The organism is Streptomyces auratus (assembly GCF_050433025.1).
In the GTDB taxonomy this organism is placed as follows: Bacteria; Actinomycetota; Actinomycetes; order Streptomycetales; family Streptomycetaceae; genus Streptomyces; species Streptomyces sioyaensis.
On sequence record NZ_JBNGCB010000001.1, the window covers coordinates 3,052,166 to 3,076,524 of the forward strand.

The 24,359-nt window shown below is 70.7% G+C and carries 22 protein-coding genes, 1 tRNA gene and 2 pseudogenes; 15 read left to right on the forward strand and 10 right to left on the reverse strand.

The annotated features are described in order from the left end of the window. Positions 1 to 93: 93 nt before the first annotated feature. From BKA18_RS13085 to BKA18_RS13095, 3 genes and pseudogenes are all read right to left on the reverse strand, one after another. Positions 94 to 1,261, reverse strand: a pseudogene (locus BKA18_RS13085) (methyltransferase domain-containing protein). Then, positions 1,258 to 1,410 (reverse strand): hypothetical protein, encoded by a 153-nt coding sequence (locus tag BKA18_RS13090; RefSeq protein ID WP_006605462.1) that lies wholly within the window; start codon positions 1,408 to 1,410, stop codon positions 1,258 to 1,260. The pseudogene BKA18_RS13085 and the gene BKA18_RS13090 overlap by 4 nt, the downstream one beginning before the upstream one ends. A gap of 42 nt (positions 1,411 to 1,452) precedes the next feature. Then, complete coding sequence (locus tag BKA18_RS13095) at positions 1,453 to 1,746, reverse strand: hypothetical protein (protein ID WP_366043311.1); 294 nt, start codon at positions 1,744 to 1,746, stop codon at positions 1,453 to 1,455. Between the two features lie 215 nt (positions 1,747 to 1,961). On the opposite strand from BKA18_RS13095, the gene BKA18_RS13100 reads away from it, so the two are divergent. Genes BKA18_RS13100 through BKA18_RS13115 form a run of 4 tightly spaced genes read left to right on the forward strand, consistent with a single transcriptional unit; the run spans position 1,962 to position 4,335 of the window. Further along, positions 1,962 to 2,504, forward strand: a complete 543-nt coding sequence (locus tag BKA18_RS13100; RefSeq protein ID WP_366043312.1) for a UTRA domain-containing protein — start codon at positions 1,962 to 1,964, stop codon at positions 2,502 to 2,504. Continuing rightward, positions 2,501 to 3,286 carry a GntR family transcriptional regulator gene (locus BKA18_RS13105; RefSeq protein ID WP_366043313.1) on the forward strand — a complete coding sequence of 262 codons (786 nt, stop codon included), beginning with the start codon at positions 2,501 to 2,503 and terminating at the stop codon, positions 3,284 to 3,286. Before BKA18_RS13100 ends, BKA18_RS13105 begins: the two co-directional genes overlap by 4 nt. 51 nt (positions 3,287 to 3,337) lie before the next feature. Then, positions 3,338 to 4,192, forward strand: a complete 855-nt coding sequence (locus BKA18_RS13110; protein ID WP_366043314.1) for a serine/threonine-protein kinase — start codon at positions 3,338 to 3,340, stop codon at positions 4,190 to 4,192. After that, complete coding sequence (locus BKA18_RS13115) at positions 4,189 to 4,335, forward strand: hypothetical protein (protein ID WP_167551463.1); 147 nt, start codon at positions 4,189 to 4,191, stop codon at positions 4,333 to 4,335. The genes BKA18_RS13110 and BKA18_RS13115 overlap by 4 nt, the downstream gene beginning before the upstream one ends. 275 nt (positions 4,336 to 4,610) lie before the next feature. Here the strand turns inward: BKA18_RS13115 and BKA18_RS13120 are convergent, their stop codons facing one another. Next, the gene (locus BKA18_RS13120; protein WP_366043315.1) at positions 4,611 to 5,255 is read right to left on the reverse strand and encodes a LysE family translocator; all 645 of its coding nucleotides are present in this window, start codon (positions 5,253 to 5,255) and stop codon (positions 4,611 to 4,613) included. A 254-nt stretch (positions 5,256 to 5,509) separates the two neighbouring features. Between BKA18_RS13120 and BKA18_RS13125 the strand changes: the two genes are divergently transcribed. Continuing rightward, on the forward strand, positions 5,510 to 5,968 hold the full coding sequence (locus BKA18_RS13125; RefSeq protein WP_366043316.1) for an NUDIX hydrolase: 459 nt from the start codon (positions 5,510 to 5,512) through the stop codon (positions 5,966 to 5,968). Positions 5,969 to 6,018: 50 nt separating this feature from the next. On the opposite strand, the gene BKA18_RS13130 is transcribed toward BKA18_RS13125, so the two are convergent. From BKA18_RS13130 to BKA18_RS13140, 3 genes are all read right to left on the reverse strand, one after another. Continuing rightward, a complete protein-coding gene (locus tag BKA18_RS13130; protein ID WP_366043317.1) occupies positions 6,019 to 6,933 on the reverse strand; it encodes an acyl-CoA thioesterase in 915 nt (304 codons plus the stop codon). Between the two features lie 20 nt (positions 6,934 to 6,953). Continuing rightward, complete coding sequence (locus BKA18_RS13135) at positions 6,954 to 8,111, reverse strand: acyl-CoA dehydrogenase family protein (RefSeq protein WP_359363030.1); 1,158 nt, start codon at positions 8,109 to 8,111, stop codon at positions 6,954 to 6,956. A gap of 126 nt (positions 8,112 to 8,237) precedes the next feature. After that, positions 8,238 to 8,879, reverse strand: coding sequence for an SACE_7040 family transcriptional regulator (locus BKA18_RS13140; protein ID WP_366043318.1), 642 nt, complete (start codon positions 8,877 to 8,879; stop codon positions 8,238 to 8,240). Positions 8,880 to 9,023: 144 nt separating this feature from the next. On the opposite strand from BKA18_RS13140, the gene BKA18_RS13145 reads away from it, so the two are divergent. From BKA18_RS13145 to BKA18_RS13160, 4 genes are read left to right on the forward strand one after another with little or no spacing between them, the layout of a single operon-like run. Next, the gene (locus BKA18_RS13145) at positions 9,024 to 10,655 is read left to right on the forward strand and encodes a carboxyl transferase domain-containing protein (RefSeq protein WP_006605452.1); all 1,632 of its coding nucleotides are present in this window, start codon (positions 9,024 to 9,026) and stop codon (positions 10,653 to 10,655) included. 17 nt (positions 10,656 to 10,672) lie between these two features. After that, positions 10,673 to 12,685: an acetyl-CoA carboxylase biotin carboxylase subunit gene (locus BKA18_RS13150; RefSeq protein ID WP_366043319.1), complete on the forward strand. Its 2,013-nt coding sequence runs from the start codon at positions 10,673 to 10,675 to the stop codon at positions 12,683 to 12,685. Beyond that, a complete protein-coding gene (locus tag BKA18_RS13155) occupies positions 12,682 to 13,623 on the forward strand; it encodes a hydroxymethylglutaryl-CoA lyase (RefSeq protein WP_366043320.1) in 942 nt (313 codons plus the stop codon). Before BKA18_RS13150 ends, BKA18_RS13155 begins: the two co-directional genes overlap by 4 nt. A 5-nt stretch (positions 13,624 to 13,628) precedes the next feature. Beyond that, positions 13,629 to 14,783, forward strand: a complete 1,155-nt coding sequence (locus tag BKA18_RS13160; protein WP_174243918.1) for an acyl-CoA dehydrogenase family protein — start codon at positions 13,629 to 13,631, stop codon at positions 14,781 to 14,783. A 42-nt stretch (positions 14,784 to 14,825) separates the two neighbouring features. Here BKA18_RS13160 and BKA18_RS13165 read toward each other — a convergent pair whose 3' ends face one another. Further along, positions 14,826 to 16,427, reverse strand: a complete 1,602-nt coding sequence (locus BKA18_RS13165) for a beta-N-acetylhexosaminidase (RefSeq protein WP_366043321.1) — start codon at positions 16,425 to 16,427, stop codon at positions 14,826 to 14,828. A gap of 188 nt (positions 16,428 to 16,615) precedes the next feature. Between BKA18_RS13165 and BKA18_RS13170 the strand changes: the two genes are divergently transcribed. Continuing rightward, a complete protein-coding gene (locus tag BKA18_RS13170; protein ID WP_006605447.1) occupies positions 16,616 to 16,906 on the forward strand; it encodes a hypothetical protein in 291 nt (96 codons plus the stop codon). A 61-nt stretch (positions 16,907 to 16,967) separates the two neighbouring features. Then, positions 16,968 to 18,797 carry a glutamine--fructose-6-phosphate transaminase (isomerizing) gene (glmS, locus tag BKA18_RS13175; RefSeq protein WP_366043322.1) on the forward strand — a complete coding sequence of 610 codons (1,830 nt, stop codon included), beginning with the start codon at positions 16,968 to 16,970 and terminating at the stop codon, positions 18,795 to 18,797. Between the two features lie 379 nt (positions 18,798 to 19,176). Here the strand turns inward: glmS and BKA18_RS13180 are convergent, their stop codons facing one another. Next, the gene (locus BKA18_RS13180) at positions 19,177 to 19,698 is read right to left on the reverse strand and encodes a universal stress protein (RefSeq protein WP_006605445.1); all 522 of its coding nucleotides are present in this window, start codon (positions 19,696 to 19,698) and stop codon (positions 19,177 to 19,179) included. A gap of 310 nt (positions 19,699 to 20,008) precedes the next feature. On the opposite strand from BKA18_RS13180, the gene BKA18_RS13185 reads away from it, so the two are divergent. The 4 genes from BKA18_RS13185 to BKA18_RS13200 all read left to right on the forward strand — a co-directional run bounded on the left by BKA18_RS13185 (position 20,009) and on the right by BKA18_RS13200 (position 22,866). Continuing rightward, positions 20,009 to 20,371 (forward strand): hypothetical protein, encoded by a 363-nt coding sequence (locus BKA18_RS13185; protein WP_331716949.1) that lies wholly within the window; start codon positions 20,009 to 20,011, stop codon positions 20,369 to 20,371. Positions 20,372 to 20,720: 349 nt separating this feature from the next. Then, the gene (locus tag BKA18_RS13190) at positions 20,721 to 22,004 is read left to right on the forward strand and encodes a GlxA family transcriptional regulator (protein WP_147246855.1); all 1,284 of its coding nucleotides are present in this window, start codon (positions 20,721 to 20,723) and stop codon (positions 22,002 to 22,004) included. A 5-nt stretch (positions 22,005 to 22,009) separates the two neighbouring features. Further along, positions 22,010 to 22,630 carry an oligoribonuclease gene (gene orn, locus BKA18_RS13195; protein WP_040899217.1) on the forward strand — a complete coding sequence of 207 codons (621 nt, stop codon included), beginning with the start codon at positions 22,010 to 22,012 and terminating at the stop codon, positions 22,628 to 22,630. A 160-nt stretch (positions 22,631 to 22,790) separates the two neighbouring features. After that, positions 22,791 to 22,866, forward strand: a tRNA-His gene (locus BKA18_RS13200). Between the two features lie 307 nt (positions 22,867 to 23,173). Here BKA18_RS13200 and BKA18_RS13205 read toward each other — a convergent pair. Then, positions 23,174 to 24,085, reverse strand: a pseudogene (locus BKA18_RS13205) (chitinase); the annotation flags it as partial. Positions 24,086 to 24,359: the final 274 nt, after the last annotated feature.

Consider the following 24,359-nt stretch of genomic DNA (forward strand, 5'->3'; position numbering starts at 1 on the left):
ACGCTTCAAGCTGCAAGTCTCAAGATGGCTGCATACATGCCATCTATATGCAGCTGGCCCTGAGATTATGAAGCGGGATTTGAGACCCCACACTCACACGGCCCAGGAGTCGGCCGGGTCGTCCAGCCACACCCTCTGCCCCTCCGCGGCGACGGTGAGACCGAACCGGGTGTGGCTCGGCTCGCCCCGGCCGACCCACCATCGGAGGGCCGCCTCTACTTCGTCCCACAGGCGACGCGGCCCCGACTGGTAGACCGTGGCCTCCCGTTCGCCGCTGCGGAAAACAGCGGCGGCCCATGACCGGCTCGTCAGGTCGAAGAACCACGCCCGCGCAGTCCCCCCGTCCGGCCTGTTGATGACATGGGCACAGTCCGGCACACACAGTCCCATGACGAACCGTGCGGGCTCGTATCGGTCCCCCAAGTCCGTCAGAGCGACGGCCGTACGGGAGACGTCGGCGTCGCCGGGGAAATCCGGAACGTGTTCCCTGAACCGGTTCCAGTCCAAGCGCTGATCCCGCAGCTTCATGAACTCGACCATGCGCAGGAACGGGCCCGACGCGGAGCCGTCCTCCCTCACGGTCAACCGGGCAAGTGCGTCCTGGTCGCTGTAATGGGTGCCCCAGGGGGCAAGGATGACCCCGCCTGGCCGTGACTGCTCCAACCAGCGCGGCGGAACGGCTCGCACCCCTGCCGTGACGATCACCCGGTCATACGGCGCCCCGTCCGGCCACCCGTCCCCACCATCCCCGTGGACCGTCTCGGGGGTGGAGTCCGGCGCGCAGCAACGCTCCTCGTGCCTGTTCGGTCACCGCCTTGTCGATCTCGACGCTGACCACGTTCCCGCTGCCCAGTCGGTGAGCGAGGAGGCCGGCGTTCCACCCCGTGCCGGTGCCGACTTCGAGCACCCGCATTCCGTCGCTCACGTCCAGATCGCGCAGCATCGTGGCCACGACCGACGGCATGCTCGCCGAGCTGGTCGGCACGGTGCCGGGCTCGCTCCCCGTGTGCTGTCCGTCGTCCCACTGTGTAACGAGCGGGACGTTCGCGTACGCGGCCCGCTCCCACCCTGCGGCATCGCCACTCCGGGAGACGGCCACACTTCGACCGGTCGCCATGTCATGCGCCCAGACGAGATCCGGCAGGAACAGCGCTCGCGGTACGGCTCTGAACGTCTCCGCCCAATCGGACGTCAAGGCTCCTGTTTCGAGGAGGGACCGCACCAGCTCGTCAGGGTGCCCCTGCTGAGAGTCGAACCTCACTTGCGGTGCGTCCCGTCGCCGGGCGGCATGTCACCGTCCGGGGGCGGCGGCGGGGGCGGCGTCCAGGGCTGGCCGGGGTGCCCGTCCCCGCCGTCTCCTCCTCCGCCCTGCTGCCCGCCATCGGCAGCGGTGATGATCTGCAGGCCCATCCCGTACCTCTCTTTCATTCAGTGCGTGGTGCCCTGTACTTGCTACCCGCCGGTGCTCAGCCGCTCGCCCCTGCTCCCCGCGACACGGCGCACGTCCCGCAACGCCGCACTCAACTGCTCCCCGAGGAAACGGAGTTGCCGATCGGTCGCGGTGCCGTCCCCGAGCATGTCGGCCGCGTGATCGAGCAGCCCGTCCGCCATCTCCAGCTGTACGTCTTCCATCCGGTCCGCGACACGGGAAAAGCCGCTCTCACCGCTGCCTTCGCTCAGCAGGATGCAGGTCTTGCCGTCGGGGCTCACCCACGGCAGCAGGCGCGTCGTCGGTGGCTCGCTCATCGCGCGGCCCCGACAGGACGACGGGGTCGAGGAATTCGACGTGGTCGCGAAAGGCACACGGACACGGGAACCACCGCCTTGCTGCTTGGTTACACGATCACTGTGAGTGTATCGCTATTCACGAAAAGCAACAAGGTAATCCTGGGGGTGGCCGCCGGCAGGCGTCGCATACCGTGTAGGCGACGGGTTGGGATCGCCTATCGCCAGGAGGACGCGTGGGTACCAGCGAGTGGGTCAGCACCTCGATGCCGTATCTGACGCCCCGTGAGAAGGGGCAGTCCGATGCCTGGGGCGCGGAAGCCGCCGCCCGTGGCCGACGCGGCAGCCAACGCATCGTCCACGCCGGGGAGATCGCGGCACCGCCCGAGATCGCGGAACTCCTGGGGATCGCGGAGGGCGAGAGCGTCGTCGTACGCCGTCGCGTGATGTTTGTCGATGAGGCGCCCTGCGAGCTGACCGACACCTACTACCCCGTCCATATCGCACAGGGAACCCGGCTGGCCGGGACCGCCAAGATTCCCGGCGGCGCGGTCTCGCTCCTCGCCGGCCTCGGGCACGTCGGCGCGAGGGTCCAGGAGGACGTCATCGCCCGGATGCCCAGCCACGAGGAACGCGATGCGCTGCGGACCGGCGCCGACGAACCGGTACTCCAGCTGACGCGGCTCACGCTGGACGCACACGACCAGCCGATCCAGGTCGACAGGATGGCGATGCCCGGACACCTTCAGCGGCTGCGCTACGAGATCAAGATCGGATGACTGTGCCGAGAACCGAAGACGACGCGCACGATCGGCGTTCCCTGCACGAACGGATCGCCGCCGACCTCCGCGACGAGATCATGAGCGGTGATCTGGAACCAGGCGCGAAACTGCCGTCCACGACGCACCTCAAGGCACGGTTCGATGCCTCCAGCGCCACCGTGCAGAAGGCGCTCCACCTGCTCAAGGAAGAACGCCTGGTCGTGGGTCGCGCCGGAGCGGCGGTGACGGTACGGGAACACCGGCAGCAGACCGTGCGGCCCGCTTCGTCCGTGGCACCGGCCGGCTCCGGCGAGCAGTACCGCTGGCTCACCGAGGCGACGAAGCGCGGAGGCCGAGCGCACAGCGACCTCCTGGAGGTCACCGAGGCCACGCCGCCCAGTGATGCCGCAGCGGCCCTGGACCTCCCGGACGGCGGCACCGCACTGCTCCGCCGCCAGATTCTCTTCATCGACGACGAGCCGGTCGAACTGGTCACGTCCTACTACCCGTTGGACCTCGCCCGCGGTACCGCGATGACGGAACGCCGCAGGATCAAGGGCGGTACCCCAACCCTCCTGGCCGACCTGGGTTACCCGCCCCGCCTCAGCGTCGACCGGGTCTCCGCCCGCGTACCCACCCAGGAGCAGTACGAGGCCCTCCGCCTTCCCAGCAACCTGCCCGTCCTCCGAACCCTGCGAGTCGTCTACAGCGACGGCGAACGGCCCATCGAGGTCACGATCATGGTCAAGGCGGGCCATCTCCATGAACTCCAGTACGAGTTCACGCCGGAGGGTGGATGACGGACGCAATGTGTTTCGGGGGCTCCCGTACGAGTGGAAGGCAGTGAAGAAATGGGCGAGTTTCCTCCTTTCCCGACAGCGGCCGTTGCCACCACCGAAGCGGCCTGCGGCGTCCCGGTCGAGCTGAAGGAGACCTCCTACCGCCGTGGAGCGGCGGTGTGGAAGGTGACCGGTCCGGGCGGGACCGTGGCGGTCAAGGTCGGCGACAGCAAGGGGGCGGCCGTCATCCAGCGGGAGGCCGCGGTCCTCGACGCGATCGGTTGGCCCGACTACCTGCTGGCCTCCGGCGAGGGCGAAGGCGTTGCGTGGTTGGTGACCCGCTGGTTCAAGGGGCCGTCGACCTGGCATGCGTTCGCGCCTGTGCGGTCTGACACGGACGGGAAAGCAGCCGCCCTGTCAGCCTCGGTGGACCTGTGCCGAGCCGTGGCCGCGCTGCACTCCTCCGGCTGGGTCCACGCCGACCTCCAGCCCTCGCACGGCATCCACACCGACCACGGCGTACGGCTGCTCGACTGTTCCTGGTCCTGGCGCGAAGGTACGGAACCGGTCATCGGTTTCCGCGGCGGCATCACCCACCTGGTAGCGCCGGAACTGGCTGCGTCCGTCAACGCCGGTATCCCGCCGGCCACTCCCACTACCGCGGCCGACGTGTACGCCCTCGCCGGAACGTTATGGACCTGCGCCACCGGCCGCTGGCCACTGGACTACGCCGCGGCCGGGATCGACTCCGGCCGGCTCACCCCCGCAGAAATTCGCGCCCACATCGCCGGCCGTCGCATCTCTCTCGACTCCGCAGCCCCCTGGCCGACGTTCCAGGACATCCTGCGGCCGGTACTCCTCGGCAAGGCGAGTGACCGGCCAACCGCCGCCGAACTCGCCGAAACCCTGGCTACGGTGGCCACGTGATCGAGCTACGGGAGCTCACCATGGCCGACGCCCCCGCTCTCCAACGGATCTACCGCGGCGCGACCGTGACGTACATCGAGCGCCGGGCGCTCACCCTCGACGAGGCCGTCGACCTGGTGGCGAACACGCTGGCCTGCGGCTGACAAGGCTTACAGCAACGGTTCCATCCGCGAGTATCTGCGACGGCGGGGAATCCGCCACACCATCCCCGAGAAGACCGACAGCCAGGCAGCCCGCCTGCGCAACGGCGCACGTGGCGGACGGCCACCCGACTTCGATGAGGACCGTTACAAGAAGCGCAACACCGTCGAGCGGACGATCAACCGCTTGGTCAGATCACTCACGATCGCGTCGGCGATCTCCGTGACATGTTCGGCTGGTTCCAGCAGGACCGGTGTCACAGGCGCGCGGGCATGGCTCAGGCCGAGACAGGCGTACGGGACAGGGCGGTGCGCAGCGCGAAGACGCCGAGCAAGCCGCCTGACACGAACCGCTGAGCGGTCATCACACGGGGCCGGGCGCCCAGAAACCCCGAAACCCGTGCTGCGCCCAGCATGATCAGAGCGTTCACGGAGATCCCCACGATGATCTGCACACCACCGAGCTGGAGCAGTTGCGCCCAGTCCGGGCCCGCCTGCGGATCCATGAACTGGGGCAGAAGAGCGGCGTACATGAGAGCGATCTTGGGGTTGAGTAGGTTGGTCAGGAGCCCCATCGAGAACAGGCGGGCGTCAGAGACCGGAGGCAGGTCCTGGGCCGGGGCAAAGGGCGAGCGGCCCCCGGGCTTGAGCATGGACCAGGCCAGGTAGGCGAGGTAGGTGGCTCCGGCGAGCTTGACCACCGTGAACGCCAGCGGCACGGCGGCGAACAACGCGGACAGGCCCGCGGCTGCGGCCAGCAGGTAGCACAGGAATCCCACGGCGGTCCCGCTCAGGCTGACCAGGCCCGCCCTGCGGCCTTGGGTGATCGCGCGAGAGGCGAGGTGGATCATGTTCGGTCCCGGAGTCAGGGCCATGCCCAGTTCGACCAGGGCCACTCCCCCCACCGCGGCCAGACTGATCACCGGTCAACTCCTGATCGCTTGCCGGGTACCAGGTACCCGGAGTGGGGCGGCGCCCGGCTGCAACGGGCGGCTGCGACGCATCGGAAGTGCCCGCATCGCCTGCCTCAGGGTACGGCCCTGCCGTTCGGATTCTCCGCGCGCCCTGACTCCAGCCGGCCGACGACATCAACGACTGAAGCCGGATCACCCACGATCGCGTCGGCGCTCTCCGCGTGATCGGCCGGACGGGTCCTAGGCGGATACGCTCCCGGGCCATGACCGACGCACCCGACCGGGAGGCGACGCGTGACGCCTCCGTCATCGTGGCCCGTGACGCCAACGGCATGGTCGCCGTCCTGACCACCGAATTTCCCCAGCACGGAGGTGACTACCTGTTCCTTCCCGGAGGGCGCCGGGAGCCCGGTGAAACGCCGGAACAATGCGCGCGACGCGAGCTGCGTGAGGAAGCCGGCGTCACCGCCAGGACCTGGCGGCCCCTCGGCTCCTACGCCCTCACCTTGCACTCGACCGCCCGCATCCACCTCTACCTGGCCGAAGGTCTCACTTGCGGCCCACAACAACTCGCACCGAGCGAAGAGAACTTCACACTCATGTGGTGGCCGATGTCCGACGCACTCCGAGCCGCCACAGAAGGCCGCTTCCTGCTTCAAGGCGGCCCGCTCGCGCTGCTGCTCGTCCAGCAGGTCACCTCAACTCGGCCTGACGAGAGCTGAACGCGGCTGGATTCCGAAGGGACGGCTGGGTGGCAGGGGTGGGCCGCACCCTAGTCGCGCGGCACCCGAATAACCCCCTCCTGAATCACCGAAACCGCCAACTTCCCCTCCGCCGTGAAGATCCGCCCCTTGCCCAGCCCCCGACCGGCCTGGGCTGTCGGGGACTCCTGGTCGTAGAGGAGCCAGTCGTCGGCGCGCAGGGGGCGGTGGAACCACATCGCGTGGTCCAGGCTGGCGCCGACGACGTCGCCGACCGCCCAGCCGCCGCGGCCGTGGGCGAGCAGGATCGAGTCCAGGAGGGTCATGTCGGAGACGTAGGTGACCAGGCAGATGTCGAGCAGGGGGCGGGTGACGGTGTCGCTGCAGTCGGCGCCGTCGGCGAGGGCCTTGTCCAGGTCGCCGTTCGTGCGGAACCAGACCTGGGACCGGGGCTCGCGCACCTCGCCGACGGTGACGTAGGGCGGCTCGTCGACGTACCGCAGGTCGATCGCGGCCCGGGCCTCCAGCAGCCGGTCGGCGACGGCCGGGGGGAGGAAGCGTCCGGCGTGCCGCGGAAGGATCTCGGCGGGGGTGGGGAGGGTCAGCGGGTCCGGCGCGGGCGGCATCGGCTCCTGGTGTTCCAGGCCCTCCTCGGCGGTCTGGAAGGAGGCCGAGAGGTGGAAGATCGGCTGGCCGTGCTGGACGGCGACGACCCGGCGGGTGGTGAAGGACCGGCCGTCACGGATGCGGTCGACGGTGTAGACGATGGGCGCGCCGGGGTCGCCGGGGCGCAGGAAGTAGGCGTGCAGGGAGTGCGGCGGCCGGTCGGCGGGGACCGTGCGCCCGGCCGCGACCAGCGCCTGGGCGGCGACCTGACCGCCGAAGACGCGGGGCACGACCGAGGCGCGGCTCTCGCCGCGGAAGATGTCCTGCTCGATCCGCTCCAGCGCGAGCAGATCGAGCAGGGACCGCAGGGCGTCGTTCACGTGCGTGGAGACCTTACGGCTCAGAGGCCCATGGACTTGGCGATGATCATCTTCATGACCTCGCTGGTGCCGCCGTAGATGCGGTTGACGCGGTTGTCGGCGTACAGGCGGGCGATCGGGTACTCGTTCATGAAGCCGTAGCCGCCGTGCAGCTGGAGGCACTTGTCGATCACGCGGTGCGCGACCTCGGTGCAGAACAGCTTGGCGGAGGCGGCCTCGGCCGGGCTCAGCTCACCGGCGTCCAGGGCCTCCAGCGCGCGGTCGGCGACGGCCTCGGCGGCGTCCACCTCGGCCTGGCAGGCGGCCAGTTCGAACTTGGTGTTCTGGAAGGCGGCGACGGGCTTGCCGAAGACGGTGCGCTCCTGCACGTACTCCTTGGCGAACCGGACGGCGGCCTTGGCCTGGGCGTAGGCGCCGAAGGCGATGCCCCAGCGCTCGGAGGCGAGGTTCAGGCCCAGGTAGCCGAAGCCCTTGTTCTCCTCGCCCAGCAGGTCCTCGACCGGGATCTTGACGTCGACGAAGGCCAGCTCGGCGGTGTCGGAGACCTTCAGGCCGAGCTTGTCCAGCTTGCGGCCGACGGAGTAGCCCTCGGACTTGGTGTCCACAGCGAAGAGCGAGATGCCGAAGCGGCGGTCGTCCTCGCGGGGCGCGGCGGTACGGGCGCAGACGATCACGCGGTCGGCGTGCACACCGCCGGTGATGAAGGTCTTGGCGCCGTTGAGGACGTAGTGCGTGCCGTCGTCCGACAGCTTCGCGGTGGTCTTCATGCCCGCGAGGTCGGAGCCGGTGCCCGGCTCGGTCATCGCCAGCGCCCACATCTCCTCGCCGCTGACGAACTTCGGCAGGAAGCGCTTCTTCTGCTCGTCGGTGGCGAGCATCTCGATGTACGGCAGGCCGAGCAGCACATGCACGCCGGAGCCGCCGAAGGAGACGCCCGCGCGGGAGGTCTCCTCGTACATCACGGCCTCGAACTTGTGCGAGTCGATGCCGGCGCCGCCGTACTCCTCGGGGACACGGATACCGAAGACGCCCAGCTCGCCGAGCTTGTAGTAGAAGTCGCGGGGTGCCTGGCCGGCGGCGAGCCACTCGTCGTGCACGGGCACGACCTCGGCCTCGATGAAGGCGCGTATGGTCTCGCGGAACGCCTCGTGATCCTCGTTGAACACCGTACGGCGCATTGCTACGTCGCCTCCTCCAGGTCGCCGGACCAAGCGCATGGCTAAGCGCTTGCTCAGCGAAAGCTACCCGCCAGTCACCAAGGCTGTCCAGAGGTCAACGAAAACCCGTGCGGGCCAGGACCTGCGCTACGCGCCCGGCACCGCCGCCGCCATCGACCCGTCCGCCGCGGACTCCTGCGCCACCGCCCCGAACGCCCCCAGCGCCAGCCCGTGCAGCAGTTCCGCCATCTCCGTACGCCCCGGGAGGGCGCCGGGGCGGCCGAGGTGCGGGGTGGAGTTGAGCAGGCCGAAGACGGCGTGCACCGCGGCGCGGGCCCGGGGCTCGGAGGGGCCGGGGTGGACCTGCCGGACGACCTCCACCCACAGCTCCACGTACTGCCGCTGAAGCTGGCGGACCCGCTTGCGGTCGGCCTCGCGCAGCCGGTCCAGCTCGCGGTCGTGCAGGGTGATCAGCGGCCGGTCGTCCAGCGCGAAGTCGATATGGCCGTCGATCAGCGCGCACAGCACCGCCTCGGGGCTCTCGCCGCCCTCCGCGACCCGCATCCGCCCGCCGGCGAGCAGCCGCTCGCTGATCCCGACCAGCAGCTCGGCCAGCATGGCGTCCTTGCCGGCGAAGTGCCGGTAGAGACCGGGGCCCGAGATGCCCACGGCAGCCCCTATCTCGTCCACTCCGACGCCGTGAAACCCGCGCTCCGCGAAGAGCCGGGCCGCCTCCCTGAGGATCTGCTCACGGCGACTGATCGGGGCGGGGGCCTGCGCATTACTCATGCCGTCGATTGTAGACAGCCGGGTTAGTGCTCGTTAACCTGAAGGGAGTGTGGTTAACGACCATTAACCCGGTCGCCGACCCGAACGGCCCGGCAGCCGCGGATCGCGGTGACGGGACAGCGACCGAGCAAGGGGGCTCGTTTGATGGAGCAGGCACCGGTGCTGGGGAGTACCGCCGATCCGGCGTCCGACTCCTGGCGTGCCAACGAGGCCGCGCACCGCGAGCTGGCCGCCCAGTTGCGCGAGAAGCTCGCGGCGGCCCGGCTGGGCGGCGGCGAGAAGGCCAGGGCGCGGCACACCGCGCGCGGCAAGCTGCTGCCGCGCGACCGGGTGGACGCCCTGCTGGACCCCGGCTCGCCGTTCCTGGAGCTGGCGCCGCTGGCCGCGGAGGGGATGTACGGCGGGGCCGCGCCGGCCGCGGGTGTGATCGCCGGCATCGGCCGGGTCTCCGGCCGCGAGACGGTGATCGTCGCCAATGACGCCACGGTCAAGGGCGGCACGTACTACCCCATGACGGTCAAGAAGCATCTGCGGGCGCAGGAGATCGCCCTGGAGAACCGGCTGCCCTGTCTGTATCTCGTGGACTCCGGCGGCGCCTTCCTGCCGATGCAGGACGAGGTCTTCCCCGACCGGGAGCACTTCGGGCGGATCTTCTACAACCAGGCGCGGATGTCCGGCGCCGGTATCCCGCAGATCGCCGCCGTCCTCGGTTCCTGCACGGCGGGCGGCGCCTACGTGCCCGCGATGAGCGACGAGGCCGTGATCGTCCGCAACCAGGGCACGATCTTCCTGGGCGGGCCGCCGCTGGTGAAGGCCGCCACCGGCGAGGTGGTCACCGCCGAGGAGCTGGGCGGCGGCGAGGTGCATGCCAGGACCTCCGGCGTCACCGACCATCTCGCCGAGGACGACGCCCATGCGCTGCGCCTGGTGCGCACCATCGTCTCCACCCTCGGCGAGCGCGCGCCGCTGCCGTGGACGGTGCGGACCGTCGAGGAGCCCAAGGCCGATCCGGCCGGGCTCTACGGCGTGGTGCCCGCGGACTCCCGTACGCCCTATGACGTCCGCGAGGTGATCGCCCGCCTCGTGGACGGTTCGCGCTTCGCGGAGTTCAAGGCGGAGTACGGCACGACGCTGGTCACCGGCTTCGCCCATCTCCACGGCCATCCGGTCGGCATCGTCGCCAACAACGGCATCCTGTTCTCCGAATCCGCCCAGAAGGGCGCCCACTTCATCGAGCTGTGCGACCAGCGCGGCATCCCGCTGCTGTTCCTGCAGAACATCTCCGGCTTCATGGTGGGGCGTTCGTACGAGGCCGGCGGGATCGCCAAGCACGGCGCGAAGATGGTGACGGCGGTGGCCTGCACCCGCGTCCCGAAGCTGACGGTCGTCATCGGCGGCTCGTACGGGGCGGGCAACTACTCCATGTGCGGCCGGGCCTATTCGCCGCGCTTCCTGTGGATGTGGCCGAACGCCAAGATCTCGGTGATGGGCGGCGAACAGGCCGCCTCCGTCCTCGCGACCGTCAAGCGCGACCAGCTGGAGGCGCACGGCGAACAGTGGAGCGCCGAGGAGGAGGACGCCTTCAAGGCGCCGGTCCGCGCGCAGTACGAGACCCAGGGCAACGCCTACTACGCGACCGCGCGGCTGTGGGACGACGGCGTCATCGACCCGCTGGAGACCCGGCAGGTGCTGGGCCTGGCGCTGACCGCCTGCGCCAATGCGCCGCTCCCCGAAAAGGACCGCACCGCGCCCGGCTACGGCGTCTTCCGGATGTGAGAGGGATGTCCCCAGGTATGGCCACCAATTTCGACACCGTGCTCATCGCCAACCGCGGCGAGATCGCGGTCCGTGTCATCCGCACCCTGCGCGCCCTCGGCATCCGCTCCGTCGCCGTCTTCAGCGACGCGGACGCCGAGGCCCGGCACGTCCGCGAGGCCGACACGGCCGTCCGGATCGGCCCGGCCCCGGCCGCCGAGAGCTATCTGTCCGTGGAGCGGCTGCTGGACGCGGCCGCCCGGACCGGTGCGCAGGCGGTCCACCCCGGCTACGGCTTCCTCGCCGAGAACGCCGCCTTCGCGCGGGCCTGCGCGGACGCCGGGCTGGTCTTCATCGGCCCGCCCGCCGACGCCATCGAGCTGATGGGCGACAAGATCCGCGCCAAGGAGACGGTGCGGACGGCCGGGGTCCCGGTCGTCCCCGGCTCCTCGGGCAGCGGGCTGGGCGACGCGCAACTGGCCGCCGCGGCCCGGGAGATCGGCATGCCGGTGCTGCTCAAGCCGTCCGCGGGCGGCGGCGGCAAGGGCATGCGGCTGGTCCGCGAGGAGACCCTGCTGGCCGACGAGATCGCTTCCGCGCGCCGGGAGGCCCGCTCCTCCTTCGGTGACGACACCCTGCTCGTCGAGCGCTGGATCGACCGGCCCCGGCACATCGAGATCCAGGTCCTGGCGGACGGCCACGGCAACGTCCTGCACCTCGGCGAGCGCGAGTGCTCCCTCCAGCGCCGCCACCAGAAGGTCATCGAGGAGGCCCCCTCGGTGCTGCTGGACGAGGCCACCCGCGCCGCGATGGGAGAAGCGGCCGTCCAGGCGGCCCGCTCCTGCGGCTACCGCGGCGCCGGCACCGTCGAGTTCATCGTCCCGGGCAAGGACCCCGCCTCGTACTTCTTCATGGAGATGAACACCCGGCTCCAGGTGGAGCACCCGGTCACCGAGCTCGTCACCGGCCTCGATCTGGTGGAGTGGCAGCTGCGGGTCGCGGCCGGCGAGCATCTCCCCTGCGCCCAGGAGGACATCACCCTGACCGGGCACGCCATCGAGGCGCGGATCTGCGCCGAGGACCCCGCCCGCGACTTCCTGCCCACCGGCGGCACGGTGCTGGCGCTGCACGAGCCGCAGGGCGGCGGGATCCGCACGGACTCCGGGCTCTCGGAGGGCGGGGAGGTCGGCAGCCGCTACGACCCGATGCTGTCCAAGGTCATCGCCCATGGCCCGGACCGGGCGACCGCACTGCGCCGGCTGCGCGCCGCACTGGCCGACACCGTCACCCTCGGGGTGACCACGAACGCCGGTTTCCTGCGCCGGCTGCTGGCCCACCCGGACGTGGTCTCCGGCGAGCTGGACACCGGCCTGGTGGAGCGGGAGGCGGCCGGGCTGGTCGACGGCGCGGTGCCGGACGAGGTGTATGCGGCGGCCGCGGCGGTGCGGCAGGCCGCGCTGGAGCCGGCCGCGGCCGACGGCGGCTGGCGCGACCCGTTCGCCGCGCCCAGCGGCTTCCGGCTCGGCGGCGAGCCCGCCCCCGTCCGCCACTGGCTGCGGGTACCGGGCCATGACCCCGTCGCCCGTGACGTCCGGCCGGACGCGCCGGCCGGGCAGGTCACCGCGGACCGGGTGCGGGTCACCGTCGACGGCGTGGTGCACAGCTTCCACCGCGCCGGCGACTGGCTCGGCAGGGACGGCGACTCCTGGCAGGTGATCGACCACGACCCGGTGGCGGCGGCGCTGCGCGGGGCCGCCGGGGCCCACGGCGCGGACACCCTCGCGGCCCCGATGCCGGGCACCGTCACCGTCGTCAAGGTCGCCGTCGGCGATGAAGTAGCCGCGGGCCAGGGCCTGTTGGTCGTGGAGGCGATGAAGATGGAACACGTCATCTGCGCACCGCACGCCGGACGGGTCACCGAACTGGACGTCACCGCGGGGTCGACCGTCGCCATGGACCAGATCCTGGCCGTGGTCGCCCCGCACGAGGACCCCGACGAGGCCGCCGCATCCGCCGGCGCCCCCGAGGGCGGGCAGGAGAGCGCCTCATGACCGCGACCGGACTGCCCATGGAGGTCCCCGCGGAGGGGCTGCCCACCCGCGTACGGATCCATGAGGTCGGCGCGCGCGACGGGCTGCAGAACGAGCAGACCGTCGTCCCCACCCAGATCAAGGCGGAGTTCATCCACCGCCTCGCCGCGGCGGGTCTGCCGCTCGTCGAGGCCACCAGCTTCGTCCACCCCAAGTGGGTGCCCCAACTCGCCGACGCGGAGCAGCTGTTCCCGCAGCTGGGCGACCTCGATCCGCACCGGCTGCCCGTCCTGGTGCCCAACGAACGCGGTCTGGACCGTGCGCTCGCCCTGGGCGCCCGCCGGATCGCGGTCTTCGCCAGCGCCACCGAGTCCTTCGCCCAGGCCAACCTCAACCGCACGGTCGACGCGGCGCTGGCGATGTTCGCGCCGGTCGTGGCGCGCGCCAAGGACGCCGGGGTGCACGTCCGCGGCTACCTCTCGATGTGCTTCGGCGACCCCTGGGAGGGCCCGGTGCCCGTGGCGCAGACCGTCCGGGTCTGCCGGGAGCTGCTCGACCTGGGCTGTGACGAGCTGAGCCTGGGCGACACCATCGGCGTGGCCACCCCCGGTCATGTGCAGCGGCTGCTCGCCGCCCTCAACGAGGCGGGGGTGGCCACCTCCCGCCTGGGCGTCCACTTCCACGACACCTACGGGCAGGCCCTCGCCAACACCTTCGCCGCGCTCCAGCACGGCGTGACCACCATCGACGCCTCGGCGGGCGGCCTCGGCGGCTGCCCGTACGCCAAGAGCGCCACCGGCAATCTCGCCACCGAAGACCTGGTGTGGATGCTGCACGGCCTCGGCGTCGAGACCGGCGTCGACCTCGGCCGGCTGACCGCCACCAGCGCGTGGATGGCCGAGGTCCTCGGCCGGCCGAGCCCCTCACGTACCTTCCGCGCCCTCTCCCACAAGGAGTGACCCCCATGTCCCTGGACCACCGTCTGCCCGCCGAGCTGGAAGAACTCCGGCGCACGGTCGAGGCGTTCGCGCACGACGTCATCGCCCCGAAGATCGGCGAGTACTACGAGCAGCATGCGTTCCCGTACGAGATCGTGCAGGAGATGGGCCGGATGGGCCTGTTCGGCCTGCCGTTCCCCGAGGAGTACGGCGGGATGGGCGGCGACTACCTCGCGCTCGGCATCGCCCTGGAGGAGTTGGCCCGGGTCGACTCCTCGGTGGCCATCACCCTGGAGGCCGGCGTCTCCCTGGGCGCCATGCCGATCTACCACTTCGGCACGGAGGAGCAGAAGCGCGCGTGGCTGCCCAAGCTGTGCAGCGGTGAGGTGCTCGGCGCCTTCGGCCTGACCGAGCCGGACGGCGGCTCGGACGCGGGCGCGACCCGTACCACCGCCGTACGGGACGGCGGGGACTGGGTGATCAACGGCAGCAAGTGCTTCATCACCAACTCCGGTACGGACATCACCGGTCTGGTCACGGTCACCGCCGTCACCGGCCGCAAGGCCGACGGCTCCCCGCTGATCTCCTCGATCATCGTGCCGTCCGGCACGCCCGGCTTCACGGTCGGCGCCCCGTACTCCAAGGTCGGCTGGAGCGCCTCGGACACCCGCGAGCTGTCGTTCTCCGACGTCCGGGTTCCGGCCGCCAACCTGCTGGGCGAGGAGGGCCGCGGCTACGCCCAGTTCCTGCGCATCCTCGACGAGGGCCGGATCGCCATCGCCGCGCTGGCCACCGGTCTGGCGCAGGGCTGTGTGGACGAGTCGGTGCGCTACGCCAAGGAGCGGCAGGCCTTCGGCCGGCCGATCGGCGGCAACCAGGCGATCCAGTTCAAGCTCGCCGACATGGAGATGCGCGCCCACACCTCCCGGCTGTCCTGGCGCCATGCCGCCTCCCGGCTGGTGCACGGCGAGCCCTTCAAGAAGGAGGCCGCGCTCGCCAAGCTCTACTCGTCCGAGATCGCGGTGGACAACGCCCGGGAGGCCACCCAGATCCACGGCGGGTACGGCTTCATGAACGAGTACCCGGTCGCCCGGATGTGGCGGGACGCCAAGATCCTGGAGATCGGCGAGGGCACCAGCGAGGTCCAGCGGATGCTGATCGCCCGGGAGCTGGGGCTCTGACGCCGGACCGGCCGGGCGTCCGCGGACGCCCGGCCGGCGGGCTCACTTACCGGGCCAGGGCACGTCCGGGGAGCGGTAGTAGTTGATGCCCAGGGCGTCCCAGCGCGGCCCCTGGGCGGCCAGCCGCACCTTGTAGCCGTCCCAGTCGTGGCTGTCCGCCGGGGACCAGCCCAGCTCCGCGATGCCCGGCAGCCGCGGGAAGGCCATGTACTCGATGTGCGCGGTGGTGGAGAGGGTCTCGGTCCACAGCGGCGCCTCGACGCCGAGGACGGATGCGGCGGGCGCGCCGTCGAGATAGCGACCCGGGTCCCAGTCGTAGGACCGCTTGACGTCGACATAGCCGGCCCAGGACAGGCCCAGCGGGGTGTTCCGGTCGTACTTCATGTCGAGGTAGGCGCGGTCGGCCGGCGAGAGGATCAGCCGGGTGCCGTTCCTGGCGGCGTCGGCGACCTGGGTGCGCTCCGCCGTGCCGGTCTTGTCATAGCCCCAGTACTGGGCGACGGCGCCCTTGACCGGGTGCGCTCCGGTCAGCTGGTGCCAGCCGATCACGGTCTTGCCGTACTTGGCGACCACCGGCTGCACCTTGTCCATGAAGGCCACGTAGTCCGCATGGCTGGTGGAGTGCGCCTCGTCGCCGCCGATGTGGAGGTAGCGGCCGGGCGTCAGGGCCGCCAGCTCGCGGATCACGTCGTCCACGAAGTCGTAGGTCACCTGCTTCGGCACGCACAGCGAGCTGAAGCCGACCTTGGTGCCGGTGTAGAGCGGCGGGGCCTGGCCGTTGCAGTTGAGCTCCGCGTAGGAGGCGAGCGCGGCGTTGGTGTGGCCGGGCATGTCGATCTCGGGGACGACGGTCAGATAGCGGTCGGCGGCATAGCGGACGATCTCGCGGTAGTCGTCCTTGCTGTAGTAGCCGCCGGGGCCGCCGCCGACCTGAGTGGAGCCGCCGTAGGTCGCCAGCCGCGGCCAGGACTTGATCGCGATCCGCCAGCCCTGGTCGTCCGAGAGGTGCAGATGCAGCTTGTTGATCTTGTACATGGCGAGCTGGTCGATGTAGCGCTTGACCTGCGCGACGGTGAAGAAGTGCCGGGAGACATCGAGCATCGCCCCGCGGTAGGCGTAGCGCGGCGCGTCGGTGATGGTGCCCCCGGCGATCCGCACGGACCCGCGGCGCGCGCCCCGCTGCCCGTCGACGGGCAGCAGCTGGCGCAGCGTCTGGACGCCGTGGAAGAGGCCGGCCGGGCGGGCGGCGCTGAGGGTGACCGTGCGGCCGGCGGAGGTCAGCCGGTAGCCCTCGGCGCCCAGGCCCCCGGTGCCGCTGCCGCCGAGCCGCAGGACGATGCCGTCCCGGCCGTCCTTGGTGGTCACCGGGAAGCCGAAGCCGGTGGCGGGCCGCAGCAGCCCCGCCAGCCGGCCGGCGATCTTCCGGGCCTCGCCGGAGCCGCCCGGGACGCGGATGGGGGTGTGCGCGCCGAGGGTGACGGCGTCCCCTCCGCCGTGCACGGACGCGGGAGCGGGGATCACCTGGTCCAGGGGGGTGGCGGCCCGGGCGGTGGCTCCGGTGGCGCCCTGCGGGGGTACGGCGGCGGTTCCCAGCCCCGCCGCGGCGACCAGCAGCAGGGAGAACAGCAGTCTGCGTCGTCTCATCGACGATCCCTTCGGCAACGTCGTGCATGGCATCGTGCATGGCATGGAGCGACCGAACGGTGACCATGCGTACCGTGACCCTCTGATCCGGTCAAGGTCCAGACCACTTTCCGGCCGCCAAACCGGGGATGTGCCCGATACCGGGCAGATTTCTTGCGATTCCTCGCGCCGCCACGCAATATCGACGGGTGCTCGAACGCCGTAACCGCAGCGCTGACGCGCCGCACGAAGACCTGGTGGACCACCTGGTGCGCAGCACACCGCTGCAGCGCGGTGAGGCCGCCCGGGTGGTGCTGGACGTGCTGGCGTACTTCGACGAGACGACGGAGGAATTCGTCCGCCGCCGCCATCGGGAGCTGCAGTCCCAGGGACTGCGCAACGAGGAGATCTTCGAACGGATCCGCCACGAGATGCCGCACCGCGCCGTGGCCCCGCCCGATCTCTCCGCCCGCCAGCTGCGCCGCCTCGTCTACGGCTGACGCCCCCGCCACGGGCGCCGGGCACGACCATTGCCACACCATTTTCTCGGAGGGTCACTGTATGTGCGGGATCGTCGGCTACATCGGCAAACGTGATGTCGCTCCGCTGCTCCTGGAGGGCCTGCAGCGCCTGGAGTACCGCGGCTACGACTCGGCGGGCATCGCCATCCACGCCAAGGGCACCGGCAAGGCCGCGGGCGGTCTGAAGACCGCCAAGGCCAAGGGCCGGGTCCGGGAGCTGGAGTCCCGGCTGCCGAAGCGCTTCGCGGGCTCCACCGGCATCGCGCACACCCGCTGGGCCACCCACGGCGCCCCCACCGACGAGAACGCCCACCCGCACCTCGACACCGAGGGCAAGGTCGCCGTCGTCCACAACGGCATCATCGACAACGCCGCCGAACTGCGCGCCAAGCTCACCGCCGACGGCTTCACCTTCGCCTCCGAGACCGACACCGAGGTCCTGGCCCACCTCATCGGCCGCTCCACGGCCGAGAAGCTGGAGGAGCGGGTCCGCGAGGCGCTGCGGCACATCGAGGGCACCTACGGCATCGCCGTACTGCACGCCGACTTCCCCGACCGCATCGTGGTCGCCCGCAACGGCTCCCCGGTCGTCCTCGGCATCGGCGAGCACGAGATGTTCGTCTCCTCCGACGTCGCCGCGCTGGTCTCGCACACCCGCCAGGTCGTCACCCTCGACGACGGCGAGATGGCCACCCTCAAGGCCGACGACTACCGCACGTACACCACCGAGGGCTCGCGGACGACGGCGACGCCGGAGACCGTCGAGTACGCGGCCGAGTCGTACGACCTGGGCGGCCACGACACCTACATGCACAAGGAGATCTCCGAGCAGGCGGACGCGGTGGACCGCGCGCTGCGCGGGCGGATCGACGACCGTTTCTCCACCGTGCACCTCGGCGGCCTGAACCTCGACGCCCGCGAGGCGCGCGGGGTGCGCCGGGTCAAGATCCTGGGCTGCGGCACCTCGTACCACGCCGGCCAGATCGGCGCGCAGATGATCGAGGAGCTGGCCCGCATCCCCTCGGACGCCGAACCGGCCTCCGAGTTCCGCTACCGCAACCCGGTCGTGGACCCCGACACGCTGTACGTCGCGGTCTCCCAGTCCGGTGAGACCTACGACGTCCTGGCGGCCGTCCAGGAGCTCAAGCGCAAGGGCGCGCGAGTACTGGGCCTGGTGAACGTGGTCGGCTCGGCGATCGCCCGGGAGACCGACGGCGGCATCTACGTCCACGCGGGCCCCGAGGTCTGCGTCGTCTCCACCAAGTGCTTCACCAACATGGTGGTCTCCTTCGCGCTCCTCGCCCTGCACCTGGGCCGTATCCGTGACCTCTCGGTCGCGGACGGCAAGCGGATCATCGAGGGCCTGCGCAAGCTGCCCGGCCAGATCGACGAGATCCTCAAGGGCGAGGAAGAGATCAAGAAGCTGTCGGCCGCCTACGCGGACGCCAAGTCGATGATGTTCATCGGCCGGGTGCGCGGCTACCCCGTGGCCCGCGAGGCCTCCCTGAAGCTCAAGGAGGTCTCCTACATCCACGCCGAGGCCTACCCGGCCTCGGAGCTCAAGCACGGCCCGCTGGCCCTCATCGAGCCCGCCATGCCGACCGTCGCGATCGTCCCGGACGACGACCTGCTGGAGAAGAACCGCGCCGCCCTGGAGGAGATCAAGGCCCGCAGCGGCCGCATCCTGGCCGTCGCCCACCAGGAGCAGGAGAAGGCCGACCACACCATCATCGTCCCGAAGAACGAGCCCGAGCTGGACCCGATCCTCATGGGCATCCCGCTCCAACTGCTCGCCTACCACACGGCCCTGGCGCTGGGCCGCGACATCGACAAGCCCAGGAACCTGGCCAAGTCCGTCACGGTGGAATAGCACGTGAGCGGGGCTCCGCGCGTTGCCACCTCACGCGCGGAGCCGCCGCCTCCCCTTTGCCGGCGTCGCCCATACGCCGGCAGGATGCCGCCGCTCCGGGAACCGTCACCACCCGGGCGGCAGCACGCAGTTGCCGTGCGCGCGGCCGCCGGGCCCGTGACGCGGCGCGCCCACGTGACCGTTTTCTACCCCTCACAAGCGCACAATCCACCTCCGGCCGGCCGGCGAAATGCGCCTGCGCACAATCCCCATGACGCCCCCTCACCTGTGTACACACAGCGGAGAACCGAGGCGGCACGGGGACGGCGCGCGACAGCGGCCGCGCCAGGGCCGCATCAGGGGTACGTCAGGGATGCGCCGGGGGTACGTCAGAGATGCGTCAGGGGATCACGATGACCGGGCGCTGCGCCCGGCGGGCCAGCCGTCCGGCGACCGAGCCGAAGATCCGGCCGACCAGGCCGTGCGTGGAGCCGACCACGATCGCGTCGGCCTCGTACTCCTGGCCGACCTCCTCCAGCTCGTGACAGATGTCACCGCCGCGCTCGACGAGGATCCAGGGGACCTCGGAGAGATGATCGGCGCAGGCCAGCTCCAGGCCCAGGACTTCGGTGCGGTGATCCGGTACGTCCACGAAGACCGGGGGCTCACAGCCCGCCCAGACGGTCGTCGGCAGCCGGTTGGCCACATGGACGATGATCAACCCGGAGCCGAGGCGCCGGGCCATACCGATTGCATACGCCAACGCCCGCTCGCTCGACATGGAGCCGTCGAAGCCGACCACGACGCCATGACGGAACGCAGGGTCGCAGGAGTGGCGCGTCTTTTCCGCCGCTTCGAGGTCCGCCATCGGATCGGCGACCTGCTTGCGGTCCGCGGGTTCGGGGATTTCGTGACCGGCCATTGATGTCTCGGCGAGGGCGTCCTCTTGCGGAGGGGCGAACGGGGAACAGCGATTGACTTGATCCGGCAGTTGACTGAGCTGGCTCGATCGAGGACCGGAGGCCATAGTTCAAAGAGGAACAACACGACTGGGAATCATCTTCCCAACCCGATACCCCAAGAGTACGGCGCCACTCCCCCGCTGCCCAGAGCACGCCGGGGACGCGGAGCGCCCGCGCGAGCCGGGTGGGGCCTCGAACGTTCCCCGGAGCATGCCGGAGCGTGGCGCGGATGGCAATGCCCCGGCCTGCCCCCGTACGTACCCTCTGACGGTGACCCATGATCGTCGGCGGCGTTGTATCCAGCAGCCCGTCCGAGGGGAGCACATGGTGCCGTTGCCGTCCGACAGATCACCCGACCCGGTGAGCGATGTGGTGCGCTGGGGCGCGTTCAGCTGCGCCCTGGTGCCCTTCGTACTGATCCTCAGCGGCGCCTCCTGGGCCGGCGCGGCCGGCGCCGCCGCCGGCCTGGGCGCGGTGACCTGCGTCTGTCGCGCGCTGTTGCGGCAATCCGAACGGACCGCCGCGCGGGTCCGGGTGCGCGACTTCGGAAGACACCGGGACAGAACGGGACGTCCGGGTCCGGCGGCGCACGGGGGCGGGCGCCATTCCGGAGGGCGTACGCCGGTCAACTGAGGCCTCTGCAAGTCTGCGCGCGACCGTTTTCAGCCAACTTCCGGCCGAGGTCCATACCTTCCCCTGAGCCCCCCTCAACCCTGTTGTGAGCAGGGAGGAAAGGACCGCTGGGCATGGTTGTGCCCTACTGCGAACGGGCAGAGCCGAGACGCGTACTTCCCATGGAGGCCCGACGAGTGGAACGCTTCGTGATCGAATGCTTCGCGCCAAGTTGCCATATCGACATACCAGCGGGTGGTGAACTTGGCACTCCATCCTCACGGAACACAGTAGATTCGATCTTGGTAGTGACGGCGGGGGAACTGTGCAGGACCGAGAGGGCGAGACGACCGAGGGGGGCTTAAGTGCCATGAGCCAGGACTCCGCTGCCGTACCAGATGCCGCACGCAAGCTCGCCGCCCGACGACGCCGCGAAATAGTCGCGGTGCTCCTCTTCAGTGGCGGCCCCATTTTCGAGAGCTCCATTCCGCTCTCGGTCTTCGGCATCGACCGCCAGGACGCAGGTGTCCCGCGGTACCGGCTACTTGTGTGCGCGGGCGAAGATGCGCCTTTGCGCACGACCGGGGGGCTCGAACTGTCGGCCCCCTACGGGCTGGAGGCGATCTCCCGTGCCGGGACTGTCGTCGTACCGGCCTGGCGTTCCATCACCCAGGCCCCGCCGCCCGCCGCGCTCGACGCGCTGCGCCGCGCGCATGAAGAAGGGGCCAGAATCGTCGGGCTGTGCACGGGGGCGTTCGTTCTCGCCGCGGCCGGACTCCTCGACGGCCGGCCGGCCACCACCCACTGGATGTACGCACCGACGCTCGCCAAGCGTTATCCGTCCGTCCATGTGGACCCCCGCGAGCTCTTCGTCGACGACGGCGATGTGCTCACCTCCGCGGGAACGGCGGCAGGCATCGACCTGTGTCTGCACATCGTGCGCACCGACCACGGCGCAGACGCCGCGAACGCGCTGGCCCGCCGGCTCGTCGTGCCGCCCCGCCGGACCGCGTCCGACATGGGGCACCAGCGCTACCTCGACAGGTCATTACCTGAAGAGATCGGCGCCGACCCGCTCGCCGAGGTCGTCGCCTGGGCGCTGGAGCACCTCCACGAGCAGTTCGACGTGGAGACGCTCGCCGCGCGCGCCTACATGAGCCGGCGGACCTTCGACCGGCGCTTCCGCTCCCTGACCGGAAGCGCTCCGCTCCAGTGGCTGATCACCCAGCGGGTCCTGCAGGCCCAGCGGCTGCTGGAGACATCCGACTACTCGGTGGACGAGGTCGCGGGTCGCTGCGGCTTCCGCTCGCCGGTGGCGCTGCGCGGCCATTTCCGGCGGCAGCTGGGCGCCTCACCCGCGGCCTACCGTGCGGCCTACCGCGCGCGCCGGCCGCACGGGGCACCCGAGCCCGCGCTCAGGCCGGAGCGGGCCGACCGCGCCGAGCGGCCGGAGCGCGAGCGGGCGGCGCTGGGCGCGAGCGGCGGGGAACGGTTCGCCCCCGCGCTGGCCGGCCACGGTCTGGCGACCGCGGAACCGGGCGAAGCGGGCAAACCGCAGCCGGAGGGCTACGCCTCCCGGCTGGCGGAGGCCGCGGTCGGGCGGGGACCGGCCCGCCCCGTGCTGCCCGGACAGCGCGAGCGCCCCGTAGGGTGAGATGTATGAACGATCGCATGGTGTGGATCGACTGCGAGATGACCGGACTCTCGCTGGCGAATGACGCGCTCATCGAGGTGGCCGCCCTGGTCACCGACTCTGAGCTGAATGTGCTGGGCGACGGGGTGGATGTGGTGATCCGCCCTCCCGCCGAGTCGCTCGGCACCATGCCGGAGGTGGTGCGCCAGATGCACACCGCCTCCGGGCTGCTGGAGGAGCTGGACGGCGGGACGACGCTGGAGGCGGCCGAGGCGCAGGTGCTTGCGTACATCAAGCAGCATGTGCCGGAGCCGGGGAAGGCGCCGCTGTGCGGCAACTCCGTCGGCACCGACCGCGGCTTCCTGCTGCGCGACATGCCGACGCTGGAAAGCTATCTGCACTACCGGATCGTCGACGTCTCGTCCGTGAAGGAACTGGCCCGGCGCTGGTTCCCGCGGGCGTACTTCAACAGTCCGGACAAGAACGGCAACCACCGGGCGCTGGCGGACATCCGCGAATCCATCGCGGAGCTGCGCTACTACCGCGAGGCGGTCTTCGTACCGCAGCCCGGCCCCGACTCGGACACCGCGAAGGCCATCGCCGCCAAGCACGTCCTTCCTGCTGAGCCGCAGTCCACGCCGCAGTGAGCCGTGGGGGTGCGTGTCGTGTGGTTCCTTGCGGGTCCGCCGTGACCCGCACGACACGCCCTCGGTCCCGGGACGCAAAACCTGGGCGCGAGCACCCCTCCGGACCCTGTACACTTTTTCTCAGCCGGTGGGGAAAAAGAACCACACAGCACCGGTCATGGTGGGTATAGCTCAGCTGGTAGAGCACCTGGTTGTGGTCCAGGATGTCGCGGGTTCAAGTCCCGTTACTCACCCCACTTCAAGGCCCCCGACCTCAGGTCGGGGGCCTTGGCGTTTGTCGGCGACGGAGGCGCAGGCCCGGTCGAGAACGTCGTCGCCGGTGGTCACCGTGGGGTTCGTGTGGGTGATGGTGATCTTCGCGGGGCCGCGGACGGGCACCGCCCCGGTCGTCTCTCGTACGGCGCGGCAGTGCGGTGCGGGGCCGTACGGACCGGTGGGGCCGCCGTGCGAGCGCGGCGGCGGGGCGCGGCGGTAGGGGGAGTCCGCCGCGCCCCGCCGTGGGGGCGAGCGGCCCGGGCCGGCGCCCGGGCCGCCGGTGGGGGGTCAGCCGGTGAAGGCGCCGAAGGCCTTGGTGAAGTCCAGCGGCTTCTGGTCGATGGAGCTGCAGGTCGGCTGTGCCGAGGGGGCCGGGCCGCCCGGGCAGGCCTGGTCGCGGGTCGAGGACCACATCGACAGCCCGCCCAGGTGCTTGCCCTTGGCGAACGCCACCAGTTGCTTGGCGTCGTCGAGCCGGAAGACCTCCTGCTGGACGTCGTTGACGCCGATCATCGGGGTCACGGCCACGGTCTTCCAGGCGGCCGCGTCGCGCAGCCCGAGCGCCTTCTTGAGCTGGCCCTGGGTGGCGGTGGCGGCCTGGGTGGCGTAGGTGCCCATGTCGCCGCTGTAGGAGGCGCCGTAGTCCATCGCCATGATGTTGACGGCGGAGATCTTGACGCCGTTCTTCTTGGCGTCGGCGACCAGGTTCACCCCGTCCTGCGTCAGGCCCTCGGGCATGACCGGCAGGGTGAAGGAGACGTCCAGACCGGGGTGGGTCTTCTGGAGCCGGGCGATGGCCTGGGCGCGGCGGGTGTTGGCGGCGGTGTTGGGCAGCGCGCCGCCCTCGATGTCGAAGTCGGCCTTGGTGAGCTTGAACTGGTCGATGACCTTGCCGTACGCGGCGGCCAGCTGGTCGGCGGAGCCGCAGACCAGGGCGAGTTCGGAGCCGGTGGCGCCGCCGAAGGAGACCCGGACGTCGCCGCCGGCCTTGCGCAGCGCGGGTATCTGCTTGGCCACCGCGTCGTTGCCGAGCTCGCCGGAGCCGCCCCACTTGGGGTCGCAGCCGCCGCCGGAGGTGATGAAGGCGAGGGTGAAGTTCTTCACGCCGGTCTTCTGCGCGGTGCCGGGCAGGTCGTAGGCGGGGGTGAGCGAGGTGTCGACGTACGGGGCGAAGCCGGCGGCGGCCTTGGCGGTGGTGCCGGCGGTCCGCGGGGCCTTGGCGGCCATGGCACCGCCGGCGACGGCGACGGCACCGCCCGCCGCGACCACGGCGGCCGCGCCGGTCACGATCAGCTTGGTGGTGCGGCTCTTGCGCCGGCGGTGTGCCGAGGAAGTCATCTCGTGCCTGCCTGTCGTCACGTGGGGGGTGGGAGGGGGTGCACCGTGGTGCGTCCCGCACGCTAGCGGCAGGGAAACGGACAAATGTCGGTAATGGTGCGGAGGTTGGGGGACTTATGACCGCCTTAAGGAAGCG

Bases quoted from the DNA above. Each gene is read 5' to 3' on its own strand.
- BKA18_RS13105 (WP_366043313.1), top strand. From the start codon at position 2,501: ATGACTGTGCCGAGAACCGAAGACGACGCGCACGATCGGCGTTCCCTG.
- glmS (WP_366043322.1), top strand. From the start codon at position 16,968: ATGTGCGGGATCGTCGGCTACATCGGCAAACGTGATGTCGCTCCGCTG.
- BKA18_RS13165 (WP_366043321.1), bottom strand. From the start codon at position 16,427: ATGAGACGACGCAGACTGCTGTTCTCCCTGCTGCTGGTCGCCGCGGCG.
- BKA18_RS13095 (WP_366043311.1), bottom strand. From the start codon at position 1,746: ATGAGCGAGCCACCGACGACGCGCCTGCTGCCGTGGGTGAGCCCCGAC.
- BKA18_RS13180 (WP_006605445.1), bottom strand. From the start codon at position 19,698: ATGGCCGGTCACGAAATCCCCGAACCCGCGGACCGCAAGCAGGTCGCC.
- BKA18_RS13190 (WP_147246855.1), top strand. From the start codon at position 20,721: ATGAGCCAGGACTCCGCTGCCGTACCAGATGCCGCACGCAAGCTCGCC.
- BKA18_RS13110 (WP_366043314.1), top strand. From the start codon at position 3,338: ATGGGCGAGTTTCCTCCTTTCCCGACAGCGGCCGTTGCCACCACCGAA.
- BKA18_RS13135 (WP_359363030.1), bottom strand. From the start codon at position 8,111: ATGCGCCGTACGGTGTTCAACGAGGATCACGAGGCGTTCCGCGAGACC.
- BKA18_RS13155 (WP_366043320.1), top strand. From the start codon at position 12,682: ATGACCGCGACCGGACTGCCCATGGAGGTCCCCGCGGAGGGGCTGCCC.
- BKA18_RS13145 (WP_006605452.1), top strand. From the start codon at position 9,024: ATGGAGCAGGCACCGGTGCTGGGGAGTACCGCCGATCCGGCGTCCGAC.
- BKA18_RS13125 (WP_366043316.1), top strand. From the start codon at position 5,510: ATGACCGACGCACCCGACCGGGAGGCGACGCGTGACGCCTCCGTCATC.
- BKA18_RS13150 (WP_366043319.1), top strand. From the start codon at position 10,673: ATGGCCACCAATTTCGACACCGTGCTCATCGCCAACCGCGGCGAGATC.
- orn (WP_040899217.1), top strand. From the start codon at position 22,010: ATGAACGATCGCATGGTGTGGATCGACTGCGAGATGACCGGACTCTCG.
- BKA18_RS13160 (WP_174243918.1), top strand. From the start codon at position 13,629: ATGTCCCTGGACCACCGTCTGCCCGCCGAGCTGGAAGAACTCCGGCGC.
- BKA18_RS13090 (WP_006605462.1), bottom strand. From the start codon at position 1,410: ATGGGCCTGCAGATCATCACCGCTGCCGATGGCGGGCAGCAGGGCGGA.
- BKA18_RS13140 (WP_366043318.1), bottom strand. From the start codon at position 8,879: ATGAGTAATGCGCAGGCCCCCGCCCCGATCAGTCGCCGTGAGCAGATC.